Source organism: Streptomyces sp. NPDC058239 (genome assembly GCF_042882185.1).
GTDB lineage: Bacteria > Actinomycetota > Actinomycetes > Streptomycetales > Streptomycetaceae > Streptomyces.
Window position 1 is genome coordinate 358,990 of record NZ_JBHVWS010000003.1, and the last position, 13,896, is coordinate 372,885.

The window sequence follows — 13,896 nt, forward strand, 5'->3', positions numbered from 1 at the left end:
CGCGCTCAACCGTTTCGCAGAGGGGGCCCACGGCTCGGTACGATTCGTATCGCACGTGCACCACGAATGCGTGCGTACCCCCTGAGTCAGGAGAGACCGGTGTCAGACGTCCGTGTGATCATCCAACGCGATTCCGAGCGGGAAGAGCGCGTGGTGACGACGGGCACTACGGCAGCCGAGCTCTTCCCCGGCGAGCGCACCGTTGTCGCCGCCCGGGTCGCCGGTGAGCTGAAGGACCTCGCGTATGTCGTCGCCGACGGCGAGGTCGTCGAGCCCGTGGAGATCTCCTCCGAGGACGGTCTCAACATCCTCCGGCACTCCACCGCGCACGTCATGGCGCAGGCCGTGCAGGAGCTCTTCCCCGAGGCCAAGCTCGGCATCGGTCCGCCGGTCAAGGACGGTTTCTACTACGACTTCGACGTCGAGAAGCCGTTCACTCCCGAGGACCTCAAGGCCATCGAGAAGAAGATGCAGGAGATCCAGAAGCGGGGGCAGAAGTTCTCCCGCCGGGTCGTGACGGACGAGGCAGCCCGCGAGGAGCTGGCCGGCGAGCCGTACAAGCTGGAGCTCATCGGCATCAAGGGTGCCGCCTCCACGGACGACGGCGCGGATGTCGAGGTGGGCGGCGGCGAGCTGACCATCTACGACAACCTCGACCCGAAGACCGGCGACCTGTGCTGGAAGGACCTCTGCCGTGGTCCGCACCTGCCCACCACCCGGAACATCCCGGCGTTCAAGCTGATGCGCAACGCCGCGGCGTACTGGCGGGGCAGCGAGAAGAACCCCATGCTGCAGCGCATCTACGGCACGGCGTGGCCCACCAAGGACGAGCTCAAGGCGCACCTGGAGTTCCTGGAGGAGGCCGCCAAGCGCGACCACCGCAAGCTCGGCAACGAGCTGGACCTCTTCTCCTTCCCGGACGAGATCGGCCCCGGTCTCGCGGTCTTCCACCCCAAGGGCGGCATCATCCGCCGCGCCATGGAGGACTACTCGCGCCGGCGTCACGAGGAGGAGGGCTACGAGTTCGTCTACTCGCCGCACGCCACCAAGGGCAAGCTCTTCGAGAAGTCCGGCCACCTGGACTGGTACGCCGACGGCATGTACCCGCCCATGCAGCTCGACGACGGGGTGGACTACTACCTCAAGCCGATGAACTGCCCGATGCACAACCTGATCTTCGATGCGCGTGGGCGTTCCTACCGTGAACTGCCGCTGCGCCTCTTCGAGTTCGGCACGGTGTACCGGTACGAGAAGTCCGGCGTCGTGCACGGCCTGACCCGCTCGCGCGGCTTCACGCAGGACGACGCGCACATCTACTGCACCAAGGAGCAGATGGCGGAGGAGCTCGACCGGACGCTCACCTTCGTCCTGAACCTGCTCCGCGACTACGGTCTGACCGACTTCTACCTGGAGCTCTCCACCAAGGACCCGGAGAAGTTCGTCGGCTCGGACGAGATCTGGGAAGAGGCCACCGAGACGCTGCGACAGGTCGCCGAGAAGCAGGGGCTGCCCCTGGTCCCGGACCCGGGCGGCGCCGCGTTCTACGGCCCGAAGATCTCGGTGCAGTGCAAGGACGCCATCGGCCGCACCTGGCAGATGTCGACCGTGCAGCTCGACTTCAACCTGCCGGAGCGCTTCGACCTGGAGTACACCGGCCCCGACGGCACCAAGCAGCGCCCGGTCATGATCCACCGTGCCCTGTTCGGTTCCATCGAGCGCTTCTTCGCGGTGCTCCTCGAGCACTACGCGGGTGCGTTCCCGGTGTGGCTGGCCCCTGTCCAGGCGGTCGGCATCCCGATCGGCGACGCGCACATCCCGTACCTCCAGGAGTTCGCGGCCAAGGCCAGGAAGAAGGGCCTGCGGGTCGAGGTGGATGCCTCGTCGGACCGGATGCAGAAGAAGATCCGGAACCAGCAGAAGGCCAAGGTGCCCTTCATGATCATCGCGGGCGATGAGGACATGGCCAACGGCGCCGTCTCCTTCCGCTACCGCGACGGATCGCAGGAGAACGGCATCCCCGTCGAGGACGCCATCGCCAAGATCCAGAAGGCCGTCGAGGACCGAGTCCAGGTCTGACAGGTACAAAGTGAGAGGCCCCCGGAGAGCTACCTGCCCTCCGGGGGCCTCCTCTCGTCCTCCCGTGTGAACACCTGCAACAGCCACGAGGAGAACGAACCCGTCACCGCCCCCAGCAGCGCCAGCCCGCAGGCCATCAGGCCCGACGCCACGACTCGGCCGCCTGTCGTGACCGGCACCGTATCCCCGTACCCCACCGTCGTGAGCGTCTCGCACGCCCACCACACCGCGTCGCCGAAGGTACGGATCGAAGCCCCCTTCGCCGTGTGCTCCTGGTGGTAGACGGCGAGCGCGGCGGAGAAACCGAGCAGCAGGGCGGTCGCACCGGCATACGTGATCACGCGGGCGTACAGGCTCAGACGTGGCTGCTCCCTGCGCTGCTGGACCGCGCTGTAGAGCCGGATCAGGCGCAGCGGCCGCAGCAGGGGAAGCAGCAGGACGACCGTGTCCAGCCAGTGCACACGGATGAAGCGACGGCCGAGGCCGCTGAGACGGAGCCGTACGACGTAGTCCGCGGCGAAGACCAGCCAGGTGGCGCCGACCAGGGCGAGGGCGAGGCCGCGCCAGGGATCGGCGTCATGGGGGGCGAGGACGCGGACCGCGTAACCGAGCAGGAAGAGCAGCGAGGCGCCGAAGAGCGGCACTTCTGTGCGCTGCTCCCAGCGCCTGAAGCGAAGAGGGGTGGAGTCGGCGGGCTGGTCGCTCATCGCCTCAGCATCGCCGTGCGCCGACGGGTGCGGCCCCGGCGACACGCTGCCCGGGAGCGAAGCAATATGCTGATCGGCATGACGAGTGAGCCGGAGCAGCAGATCGGAGTGGGGACGCCCGACGCGTTCCAGCGCCTGTGGACGCCCCACCGGATGGCGTATATCCAGGGCGAGAACAAGCCGACCGGTCCGGAGGCCGGCGACGGCTGTCCGTTCTGCGCGATCCCGGCGAAATCGGACGAGGACGGACTCGTCGTCGCGCGCGGCGAGAAGGTGTACGCCGTGCTGAATCTGTATCCGTACAACGGCGGGCATCTGATGGTGGTGCCGTACCGGCATGTCGCCGACTACACCGAGTTGGACGGTCCGGAGACCATGGAGCTGGCCGATTTCACCAAGCGGGCGATGGCGGCCCTGCGGGCGGCGTCGGGGGCCCACGGGTTCAATATCGGTATGAACCAGGGCTCGGTGGCGGGGGCCGGTATCGCGGCCCATCTGCATCAGCATCTGGTGCCGCGCTGGGGTGGTGACACCAACTTCATGCCGGTGGTCGGGCATACGAAGGTGCTGCCGCAGTTGCTCGCCGATACGCGCAAGATGCTCGCCGACGCCTGGCCGGCGGCCTGATCCGAGCTGTTGCCTCTGCGCGGGCGCCCCGGTTTCTGCTTTTTGCCGGGGCGCCCTGCGCATGTCTATGCGTCGTACAGGTCGGCCTTGCGCGGGGTCGGGTCCTGTACCAGTCCGCTCAGTATCATCGAGCGGTTGTCGAAGCGTTCGGTGTCGACGCCGTTCTCCTCCAGGACGCGCAGGGCGGCGTTGTGCACGGCGCGCAGGACGGGGGTGGCGGCGCGCATCGCGTCGTCGGCCATGAAGCGGTGGCGCCATGGCTTCTCGGCCCAGGCGTGGCGCAGGCCGAACGGCTCGGGCAGGGCGATCTTGCCGCCCAGGTAGTCGAGGAGCGGCGGGTACCAGGTGAAGGGGGCGCGCAGGGCGAGGCGGACGACTTCGCGGGGTTCGACCAGTGCGAGAGTGATGTCGCGGGTCTCCCAGAAGCGGACGGTCTTGTTGACCGTCTTGGTCTTGGCAGCCGGCTTGCTGGTGAAGAGCGAGTGGACCGGGCCGAGTGCGTGTCCGGTGACTTCGATGCGCAGGGTTTCGTAGAGCACCGTGACCGTAATCATCATCGTGATGACCAACTGGCCGTCCCAGAGGGTGAACTGGACGCCCAGATAGTGCCGGTCGCCTCCGCCGAACTGCTGGTGGTTGCAGATCCGCTGTATTTCGTGCGGCTTGACCTGGAAGGTGGCGACGTCCTCACCGTCGGGCCTGGAGACCGAGTCGGCGTTCTCGCCGACGGGTGACACGATCCAGTGGGTGACCGACGGGGTGGGGAATCCCCCGGTGTTCAGCGGGCCGCGCTCCAGCACCTTGAGCTGGTCGTGGATGACCCGTATCAGGTCCCAACTGCGGAACTGGTGGAATTCCTTGCCGGGTTCCTTGGAGACGAGCTGTTCGGCGAGCTGCCAGCTGCCCCAGCGGGTTCCCATGCCGAGGATTCCCTTGGGGCCCGCGTAGAAGACCGAGTTGGACTGCTGCTCGGCGGAGAGTTTCTCCAGGCCCTGGCGGAGCGCCTCGCGGGAGGTCTCGTTCGGGTTCTTGGGTACGGCCTCGGGGATCTTGGCGATGACTCCGCCGCCGGAGAGCAGCCCTTCCCAGCGGGCACGCATGTCCTTGGCGGAGGACTCGGCGATCCGTTTGGAGATGAGCCAGCCGATGACGGGAGCGACGATCATCGCCCGTACGTAGAGCGCGGGGAATCCGGTGAGCGGCAGCTTGATCAGGAAGAACAGGGCCACGATGCCGATGACCGGGAGCAGGGCGTTGCCCAGGGCGGCGAGGGCCTTGTCCTTGGTGTTGCCGAGCGAGTCGCGCAGTCGGAAGGCGATGACCCACAGGAGCATTCCGGGCAGGAAGAGAAAGCCGAACAGGGCGGTGACGGCGGTCAGCTTGGTGTCGCGTGCCTTGCGCAGGCGGGTCGCGGACAGGCAGTGCTCGACGACGGTCTGCGGGTCGGTTCCGAAGGACTGGATGAGGGCCTTCCGGGCGCCGCCCAGCATGCGTTCCTGGACGGCGCGGGAGAATGCCTCGCCGAGGTTGGGCTTGAAGTAGTCGGACTTGAAGAGCTTGGAACGGCCCGCCTTCACTTCGGACTTGTGCCACTCGCTGTTGGCTTCAAGGATCTTCTCCACCGGGCTGTCGCGGTACGCGGCGGAGGCGAGGGCGTTCGTCGCCACCGCCTGTGCGCCTGCGCCCTGGAGCGGGATCTGCGCTCCGGGAGAGAAATCGAATCCGTCGTTGGCCACTGTCGCCCCCACTCGCCGCCAAGAATCTGCTCCTGCGGCTGTTTCCCAACTGCCTTGCCCGGCACACCTTCTGAGCTGGGACCACAGCGTATCGTCCGGATCAATACGCCGCCCGCCTCTGTGGACAAGGGCGGGCGGCACAGTCGATTACGCGTCATTCGGGTTGTTCTCCTGCTGCTCGCGGATGCGTTCCGCGAGCTGTGGAGGCATCGCTTCGTGCCGGGCGTACGCCCGGTCGAAGCGACCGGCGCCATGGGACAGGGAGCGCAGGTCGATCGCGTACCGGCCGATCTCCAGCTCCGGGACCTCGGCCCGCACGAGGGTGCGTCCGGGGCCGGACTGCTCGGTACCGATCACCCTGCCGCGCCGCCCGGACAGATCGCTCATCACCGGGCCGACGTAGTCGTCGGGGACCAGGACCTGGACCTCGGCGACGGGTTCGAGGAGCTGGATACGGGTGTCCGCGGCGGCTTCGCGCAGGGCCAGTGCGCCCGCGGTCTGGAACGCGGCGTCGGAGGAGTCCACCGAGTGGGACTTCCCGTCCCGCAGGGTGATGCGTACGTCGACGAGCGGATGTCCGGCCGCGACTCCCCGGGCGGCCTGGGCGCGCACGCCCTTCTCGACGGACGGGATGAACTGGCGCGGTACCGCTCCGCCGACCACCTTGTCGACGAATTCGATGCCAGACCCCGGTGGCAGCGGCTCCACGTCGATCTCGCAGATGGCGTACTGGCCGTGGCCGCCGGATTGTTTCACATGCCTGCCGCGCCCGGTCGACGGGCCGGCGAAGGTCTCGCGCAGCGACACCTTGTGCGGTACGGCGTCGACCTGGACGCCGTAGCGGCTGCGCAGGCGGTCCAGCGCCACATCCTGATGGGCCTCGCCGAGGCACCACAGGACCACCTGGTGGGTGTCCTGGTTCTGTTCGAGGCGCATGGTCGGGTCCTCGGCGACCAGCCGGGAGAGCCCCTGGGAGAGCTTGTCCTCGTCCGCCTTGCTGTGTGCCTCGATGGCGAGCGGCAGCAGTGGGTCCGGTGTGGTCCAGGGGTCCATCAGCAGCGGCTGGTCCTTGGCGGAGAGAGTGTCCCCGGTCTCGGCGCTGCCCAGTTTGGCGACGCAGGCCAGGTCCCCGGCGATGCAGGAGGTGAGGGGGCGCTGTTGTTTGCCGAAGGGGGAGGAGAGTGCGCCGACGCGTACCTCCGCCTCGTGGAAGGGACGTGTCTCGTGGCAGGGGTCGTTGAGGCCGTGGCCGAAGACGTGGACGGTTTCGTCGGGGCGAAGCGTGCCGGAGAAGACGCGTACGAGCGAGACCCGGCCGACGTACGGGTCGGAGGCCGTCTTGACGACCTCGGCGACGAGTGGGCCGTGCGGGTCGCAGGTCAGGACCGGTCGCGGGGCCCCGTGGAGGGGGGTGACTTCGGGGAGCGGGCGCTCCAGCGGGGTGGGGAAGCCGCCGGTGATCAGGTCCAGGAGCTCGACGGTGCCGATGCCCTGGCGGGCGCCTTCGGCGGCGGGGGCCGCGGTGAGGACGGGGTGGAAGGCGCCCCGGGCCACGGCGCGCTCCAGGTCGTCGACGAGTGTCTTGATGTCGATCTCGCCGCCGCCGAGGTAGCGGTCCATCAGGGTCTCGTCCTCGCTCTCGGCGATGATCCCCTCGATGAGCCGGTTCCGGGCCTCCTGGAGCGTGGTCTGCTGGGCGTCGGCGGGCGGGTTCTCCTGCCGCTCGCCCGATGAGTAGTCGAAGATCCGCTGGGTGAGGAGTCCGGTGAGCCCGGTGAGCGGAGCGTGCCCGTCCGGTCCCTCGGGTCCGTGCACGGGCAGGTAGAGCGGGAGTACGGCGTCGGGGTCGTCGCCGCCGAAGATCTCTCCGCAGATCCGGGTCATCTCGTCGAACGAGGTGCGCGCCGTGTCGAGGTGTGTGACGACGATGGCGCGCGGCATGCCGACGGCGGCGCACTCCTCCCACACGGCGCGGGTGGCGCCCGCCACGGCGTCGGCCTCCTGTGCCGCGGACACGATGAACAGGGCCGCGTCCGCTGCCCGCAGACCGGCCCTGAGTTCCCCGACGAAATCGGCGTATCCGGGAGTGTCCAGCAGATTGATCTTGTATCCGCCCCATTCGACGGGGACGAGCGAGAGCTGTACGGAGCGTTGCTGGCGGTGTTCGATCTCGTCGTAGTCGGAGACCGTGGCACCGTCCTCGACCCGGCCGGCCCGGTTGACCGCGCCCGCCGTCAATGCGAGGGCCTCGACGAGGGTGGTCTTGCCGGAGCCGCTGTGGCCGACCAGCACCACATTCCGAACGGATGAGGGCTGGTCGGCCGTCGCTGCCCTGCCGGCGGCCCCGGTGTGTGCGTGTGCCTTGTCGCCCATGATGCGTGCCTCCCAGATAGTGGCGCGGAGCGGGAAGAAAAGCCGGCGCGGTGTGGGGAGAAGGGGTGCACGGGCACGGGGAGCCGCCGCGGCGGCTTCGGCGACGCCCGCGGTAATTCGAGCTTTCCACTCAGGTCAGGCTGCGTCCATACGTCGTGCACCGCGGTGCGATGCCGGGTGCCCGGACGGTGGAGTCCGGCGGGCGTGACTACGATGGGCCAGCCGGTGGCCGTAGGGGCCGCTCGGCCCACCGACCCTCGGGAAGGCCATGCTGAACAAGTACGCGCGTGCATTTTTTACGCGTGTCCTCACACCGTTCGCCGCACTGTTGCTCCGTCTCGGCGTGAGCCCTGACGCGGTCACTCTGATCGGTACGGCCGGGGTGATGGCAGGTGCGCTGGTCTTCTTCCCGATGGGGGAGTTCTTCTGGGGCACGATCGTCATCACGATCTTCGTCTTCTCCGACCTCGTCGACGGCAATATGGCCCGGCAGGCAGGCATCTCCAGCCGCTGGGGCGCGTTCCTGGACTCGACCCTGGACCGGGTCGCCGACGGGGCGATCTTCGGAGGGTTCGCGCTCTGGTACGCGGGCAACGGCGACGACAACGTGATGTGCGCGGTCGCGATCTTCTGCCTGGCGAGCGGCCAGGTGGTCTCGTACACGAAGGCGCGCGGTGAGTCGATCGGGCTGCCGGTCGCGGTCAACGGTCTCGTGGAGCGCGCCGAGCGGCTGGTCATCTCGCTGGTCGCGGCCGGACTCGCGGGTCTCCACAAGTTCGGTGTCCCCGGGATCCAGATCCTGCTGCCGATCGCGCTGTGGATCGTCGCCGTGGGCAGCCTGGTGACGCTCGTGCAGCGGGTCGTGACGGTGCGCCGCGAGTCTGCGGAGGCCGACGCGGCCGAGGCCGCTGCTGCGGACCGGGGGAGCGGGGCCGCACAGTGAGCGGTGCACCGGGTGACACGCAGTCCGGCCTGCGGGACCGGCTGACCGACGGGTTGTACGGGCTCGGCTGGACCGCCGTCAAGAAGCTCCCCGAACCGGTCGCCGGGGCCCTCTTCCGCACCATCGCCGACCAGGTGTGGAAGCGGCGGGGCAAGAGCGTGCTGCGGCTGGAGTCGAATCTGGCACGGGTCGTGCCCGGGGCTTCCCCGGCCCGGCTCGCTGCGCTCTCCAAGGCGGGGATGCGCTCGTACATGCGCTACTGGATGGAGTCGTTCCGGCTGCCCACCTGGAGTCCGGCGCGGATCAAGGCGTCCATAGACGTGACGGACGCGCACCGGCTGACCGACGGGCTGGACACCGGCCGCGGTGTCATCCTCGCCCTGCCGCACCTGGGGAACTGGGACCTGGCCGGAGCCTGGGTCACCACCGATCTCAAGGTGCCCTTCACCACGGTCGCCGAGCGGCTCAAGCCCGAATCGCTGTACGACCGGTTCGTGGCCTACCGCGAGGGGCTCGGCATGGAGGTCCTGCCGCACAGCGGCGGTGCCGCCTTCGGCACCCTGGCGCGACGGCTGCGCGCGGGCGGCCTGGTCTGTCTGGTCGCCGACCGTGATCTGTCGGCGTCCGGCGTCGAGGTGAAATTCTTCGGTGACACCGCACGCATGCCCGCCGGGCCGGCGCTGCTGGCTCAGCAGACCGGGGCGCTGCTGCTGCCGGTGACGCTCTCGTACGACGACACGCCCGTGATGAAGGCGCGTATCCATCCGTCGGTCGAGGAGCCCGAGTCAGGCAGCCGTGCGGAGAAGACGTCCTCGATGACACAGGCGCTGGCCGATGCCTTCGCCGTCGGAATCGCCGAGCATCCGGAGGACTGGCACATGCTGCAAAGGCTCTGGCTGGCAGACCTGGAGAACCGGGAGGACCGGCCGTGAAGATCGGCATCGTCTGCCCGTACTCCTGGGACGTACCGGGCGGTGTGCAGTTCCACATCCGGGACCTGGCCGAACACTTGATCCGTCTGGGACATCAGGTGTCGGTGCTGGCACCCGCCGACGACGAGACACCGCTGCCGCCGTACGTCGTCTCTGCGGGCCGGGCCGTGCCCGTCCCGTACAACGGCTCCGTGGCCCGGCTGAACTTCGGCTTCCTCTCGGCCGCCCGGGTTCGCCGCTGGCTGCACGACGGCACCTTCGACGTGATTCACATCCACGAGCCGACCTCGCCGTCGCTGGGGCTGCTCGCCTGCTGGGCGGCGCAGGGGCCGATCGTCGCCACGTTCCACACCTCCAACCCGCGCTCCCGGGCCATGATCGCCGCGTACCCGATCCTGCAGCCCGCGCTGGAGAAGATCAGCGCGCGCATCGCGGTGAGCGAGTACGCACGCCGGACCCTGGTCGAGCACCTGGGCGGCGACGCGGTCGTCATCCCCAACGGGGTCGACGTCGGCTTCTTCGCCGCGGCCGAGCCCAAGGCCGAGTGGCAATCGGAGGGGGCGCGAAGCCCGGTTGAGGGCGGTCGTGGGAGACGCGAGGGCGGCACGATCGGCTTCATCGGGCGTATCGACGAGCCACGCAAGGGCCTGCCCGTCCTGATGAGGGCGCTGCCGGCGATCCTTGCCGCGCGTCCGGACACCAGGCTGCTGGTGGCGGGCCGCGGCGACGAGGAGGAGGCCGTCGCCTCGCTGCCCGCGGAGATGCGCGAGCGCGTCGAATTCCTCGGCATGGTGAGCGACGAGGACAAGGCGCGGCTGCTGCGCAGCGTCGATGTGTACGTCGCGCCCAATACGGGCGGCGAGAGCTTCGGGATCATCCTGGTCGAGGCGATGTCGGCCGGTGCGCCGGTCCTGGCCAGCGATCTGGACGCGTTCGCGCAGGTCCTGGACCTGGGCGCGGCGGGCGAACTCTTCGCCAACGAGGACGCGGACGCGCTGGCGGCGGCGGCGATCCGGCTGCTCGGCGACCCGGAGCGGCGTGCGGAGCTGCGCGAACGGGGAACCGCGCACGTGCGGCGCTTCGACTGGTCGACGGTCGGGGCGGACATCCTCGCGGTGTACGAGACGGTGACGGACGGCGCGGCGTCGGTGGCGGCCGACGAACGCACGGGCCTGCGCGCACGCTTCGGACTGGCACGGGACTAGACGGGGCACCGGTTCAAGCCCGCCGGGCGATCCGCGTTGCGTGTCGAGCCCGCGGCACCAGCCCGTCCGGCGGGTGAGGACCCGGGTCCGGGGCAGTGCCCCGGACCCGATCGAGCCCGCCCGCACCCGCCCCGCCCCGCTTCCGTACCCAGGGCCGGACGGCCACACTGCCTGCGCCCCGACGGTAGCCTTGCCGCCCGTGATCGAAACCCTCATCTGGATCGCCGTCGCGATCGTCGCGATCGGTATGTACCTCAGCTGGACCGCCGGGCGGCTGGACCGGCTGCACACGCGCATCGACGCCGCTCGCGCCGCCCTCGACGCGCAGCTCCTGCGCCGCGCCTCGGTCACCCAGGAACTGGCGACATCGGGTGTCCTCGACCCGGCCGCGTCCATCGTGCTGTACGAGGCCGCGCACGCCGCCCGCCAGGCGGAGGAGGAGAACCGTGAGGTCGCGGAGAGCGAGCTGAGCACCGCGCTGCGGGCGGTGTTCGGTGAGACGGCGCAGGTGGAGTCCGTGAAGGAGATCCCCGGCGGCGAGGAGGCGGCGTTCGAACTCGCCGCGGCCGTGCGTCGTGTCCCGATGGCCCGGCGGTTCCACAACGACGCGGTGCGCGCGGCGCGTGCGCTGCGCCGGCACCGCACTGTGCGGTGGTTCCGGCTGGCCGGGCACGCTCCGTTCCCGCTCGCCTTCGAGATGGACGACGAACCGCCTGTCGCCCTGGCGGACCGCCCCGTCAGCTGACCCGGCGGCCGAGCTCATACATGACCGGGATCACAACCCGTTCCGTACGCGTGCAAAACGATCCACCGGCCTTCCATTGGCCCTTGCTGTGGACTGGTCCCGGAGAGTTTGCTCAGCACTGCACCAACCAGCGCTTTCAGTAACCTTTTCTCCGAGTGAGGTCGATCCGTGTCCACGCTTCCCACCACCCCGCAGTCCACCGACTCCCCGGCCACCGGTACCGCCCGCGTCAAGCGCGGCATGGCCGAGCAGCTCAAGGGCGGCGTGATCATGGACGTCGTCAATGCCGAGCAGGCGAAGATCGCCGAGGATGCGGGCGCCGTGGCCGTCATGGCCCTGGAGCGGGTGCCGGCCGACATCCGCAAGGACGGCGGCGTGGCCCGGATGTCGGACCCGAACATGATCGAGGAGATCATCGAGGCCGTCTCCATCCCGGTGATGGCGAAGTCCCGCATCGGACACTTCGTCGAGGCCCAGGTCCTGCAGTCCCTCGGTGTCGACTACATCGACGAGTCCGAGGTCCTCACCCCGGCCGACGAGGTCAACCACAGCGACAAGTTCGCCTTCACCACCCCGTTCGTCTGTGGCGCCACCAACCTCGGTGAGGCCCTGCGCCGCATCGCCGAGGGTGCGGCCATGATCCGTTCGAAGGGCGAGGCCGGCACCGGAAACGTCGTCGAGGCGGTCCGTCACCTGCGCCAGATCAAGAACGAGATCGCCCGGCTGCGCGGCTACGACAACAACGAGCTGTACGCCGCCGCGAAGGACCTCCGCGCCCCGTACGAGCTGGTCAAGGAGGTCGCCGAGCTCGGCAAGCTGCCCGTCGTGCTGTTCTCCGCGGGCGGCGTCGCCACCCCCGCCGACGCCGCGCTGATGCGCCAGCTCGGTGCCGAGGGCGTCTTCGTGGGCTCCGGCATCTTCAAGTCCGGCGACCCGGCCAAGCGCGCCGCCGCCATCGTGAAGGCCACCACCTTCTACGACGACCCGAAGATCATCGCGGATGCCTCCCGGAACCTGGGCGAGGCCATGGTCGGCATCAACTGCGACACCCTGCCCGAGGCCGAGCGCTACGCCAACCGTGGCTGGTAATCACTGATGAGCGACACCCCTGTGATCGGAGTCCTGGCTCTCCAGGGAGACGTACGGGAACACCTGATCGCCCTGGCCTCGGCGGATGCCCTGGCCAGGCCGGTCCGGCGTCCCGAGGAACTCGCCGAGGTCGACGGCCTGGTCATTCCCGGTGGCGAGTCCACCACGATGTCCAAGCTGGCTTCCCTGTTCGGCATGCTGGAACCGCTGCGCGAGCGGGTACGGGACGGGATGCCGGTCTACGGCACCTGCGCCGGAATGATCCTGCTCGCCGACAAGATCCTCGACCCGCGCTCGGGTCAGGAGACGGTCGGCGGGATCGACATGATCGTGCGCCGTAACGCCTTCGGGCGGCAGAACGAGTCCTTCGAGGCGGCCGTCGCGGTCGCCGGTATCGAGGACGGCCCGGTCGAGGGCGTGTTCATCCGCGCCCCGTGGGTGGAATCGGTCGGCGCGCAGGCCAAGGTGGTGGCGGAGCACGGTGGTCACATCGTCGCTGTACGTCAGGGAAACGCCCTGGCGACGTCATTTCACCCGGAACTGACCGGGGACCACAGGGTTCACGCGTTGTTCGTGGACATGGTGCGCGCAGTCGGCTGACTCGATCCCGGTAGGATCTCTCGGGTTCGGATCGATTTTGGTGACGCGAAGGAGAAGGCAGATGTCCGGCCACTCTAAATGGGCTACGACGAAGCACAAGAAGGCCGTGATTGATGCCAAGCGCGGCAAGCTCTTCGCGAAACTGATCAAGAACATCGAGGTCGCGGCCCGCACCGGCGGTGTGGACCCCGAGGGAAACCCGACCCTCGTGGACGCGATCCAGAAGGCGAAGAAGAGCTCCGTACCGAACAAGAACATCGACTCCGCGGTCAAGCGCGGTGGCGGTCTCGAAGCGGGCGGCGTCGACTATCAGACGATCATGTACGAGGGTTACGGCCCGAACGGTGTCGCGGTGCTCATCGAGTGCCTCACCGACAACCGCAACCGTGCCGCATCCGACGTGCGTGTCGCGATGACCCGCAACGGCGGTTCGATGGCCGACCCCGGTTCGGTCTCGTACCTCTTCAACCGCAAGGGTGTCGTCATCGTCCCCAAGGGCGGGCTCACCGAGGACGACGTCCTGGGTGCCGTGCTCGACGCGGGCGCCGAGGAGGTCAACGACCTCGGTGACACCTACGAGGTCGTCAGCGAGGCCACCGACATGGTCGCGGTCCGTACCGCGCTCCAGCAGGCCGGCATCGACTACGACTCCGCCGAGGCCAACTTCCTGCCCACCATGCAGGTCGAGCTGGACGAGGAGGGCGCGCGCAAGATCTTCAAGCTGATCGACGCGCTGGAGGACAGCGACGACGTGCAGAACGTCTTCGCCAACTTCGATGTCTCGGACGAGGTCATGGAAAAGGTCGACGCCTGAGCCACGCTCAGCACAGCCTTCACGGACGGGCCGACGGGGACACACCCCG

General features: G+C 68.8%; 12 protein-coding genes. 9 read left to right on the forward strand and 3 right to left on the reverse strand.

Annotated features, from left to right (window positions below; all coding sequences use genetic code 11):
• The first annotated feature begins 99 nt into the window (after positions 1-99).
• Positions 100-2,076, forward strand: coding sequence for a threonine--tRNA ligase (gene thrS, locus ACFVYE_RS06670; RefSeq protein ID WP_389604386.1), 1,977 nt, complete (start codon positions 100-102; stop codon positions 2,074-2,076).
• Between the two features lie 29 nt (positions 2,077-2,105).
• On the opposite strand, the gene ACFVYE_RS06675 is transcribed toward thrS, so the two are convergent.
• The gene (locus tag ACFVYE_RS06675; RefSeq protein WP_389604388.1) at positions 2,106-2,783 is read right to left on the reverse strand and encodes a potassium channel family protein; all 678 of its coding nucleotides are present in this window, start codon (positions 2,781-2,783) and stop codon (positions 2,106-2,108) included.
• A gap of 66 nt (positions 2,784-2,849) precedes the next feature.
• On the opposite strand from ACFVYE_RS06675, the gene ACFVYE_RS06680 reads away from it, so the two are divergent.
• Positions 2,850-3,410: an HIT domain-containing protein gene (locus ACFVYE_RS06680; protein ID WP_093898396.1), complete on the forward strand. Its 561-nt coding sequence runs from the start codon at positions 2,850-2,852 to the stop codon at positions 3,408-3,410.
• A 65-nt stretch (positions 3,411-3,475) separates the two neighbouring features.
• On the opposite strand, the gene ACFVYE_RS06685 is transcribed toward ACFVYE_RS06680, so the two are convergent.
• Entirely contained in the window at positions 3,476-5,146 is a 1,671-nt protein-coding gene (locus tag ACFVYE_RS06685) for a hypothetical protein (RefSeq protein WP_383969040.1), read from the reverse strand.
• A 147-nt stretch (positions 5,147-5,293) separates the two neighbouring features.
• Positions 5,294-7,519, reverse strand: a complete 2,226-nt coding sequence (locus ACFVYE_RS06690) for an elongation factor G-like protein EF-G2 (protein ID WP_383969043.1) — start codon at positions 7,517-7,519, stop codon at positions 5,294-5,296.
• 268 nt (positions 7,520-7,787) lie between these two features.
• Between ACFVYE_RS06690 and pgsA the strand changes: the two genes are divergently transcribed.
• The 7 genes from pgsA to ACFVYE_RS06725 all read left to right on the forward strand — a co-directional run bounded on the left by pgsA (position 7,788) and on the right by ACFVYE_RS06725 (position 13,847).
• Positions 7,788-8,462 (forward strand): phosphatidylinositol phosphate synthase, encoded by a 675-nt coding sequence (gene pgsA, locus ACFVYE_RS06695; RefSeq protein WP_327276256.1) that lies wholly within the window; start codon positions 7,788-7,790, stop codon positions 8,460-8,462.
• Positions 8,459-9,394 carry a phosphatidylinositol mannoside acyltransferase gene (locus ACFVYE_RS06700; protein ID WP_383969046.1) on the forward strand — a complete coding sequence of 312 codons (936 nt, stop codon included), beginning with the start codon at positions 8,459-8,461 and terminating at the stop codon, positions 9,392-9,394. Before pgsA ends, ACFVYE_RS06700 begins: the two co-directional genes overlap by 4 nt.
• The gene (locus tag ACFVYE_RS06705) at positions 9,391-10,599 is read left to right on the forward strand and encodes a glycosyltransferase family 4 protein (protein WP_389604391.1); all 1,209 of its coding nucleotides are present in this window, start codon (positions 9,391-9,393) and stop codon (positions 10,597-10,599) included. The genes ACFVYE_RS06700 and ACFVYE_RS06705 overlap by 4 nt, the downstream gene beginning before the upstream one ends.
• Before the next feature lie 247 nt (positions 10,600-10,846).
• The gene (locus tag ACFVYE_RS06710) at positions 10,847-11,344 is read left to right on the forward strand and encodes a hypothetical protein (RefSeq protein ID WP_176740353.1); all 498 of its coding nucleotides are present in this window, start codon (positions 10,847-10,849) and stop codon (positions 11,342-11,344) included.
• 168 nt (positions 11,345-11,512) lie between these two features.
• A complete protein-coding gene (gene pdxS, locus ACFVYE_RS06715; protein WP_383969053.1) occupies positions 11,513-12,433 on the forward strand; it encodes a pyridoxal 5'-phosphate synthase lyase subunit PdxS in 921 nt (306 codons plus the stop codon).
• Between the two features lie 6 nt (positions 12,434-12,439).
• Positions 12,440-13,033 carry a pyridoxal 5'-phosphate synthase glutaminase subunit PdxT gene (gene pdxT, locus ACFVYE_RS06720; RefSeq protein ID WP_389604393.1) on the forward strand — a complete coding sequence of 198 codons (594 nt, stop codon included), beginning with the start codon at positions 12,440-12,442 and terminating at the stop codon, positions 13,031-13,033.
• Positions 13,034-13,094: 61 nt separating this feature from the next.
• Entirely contained in the window at positions 13,095-13,847 is a 753-nt protein-coding gene (locus tag ACFVYE_RS06725) for a YebC/PmpR family DNA-binding transcriptional regulator (RefSeq protein ID WP_266363104.1), read from the forward strand.
• The last annotated feature ends 49 nt before the right edge of the window (positions 13,848-13,896 follow it).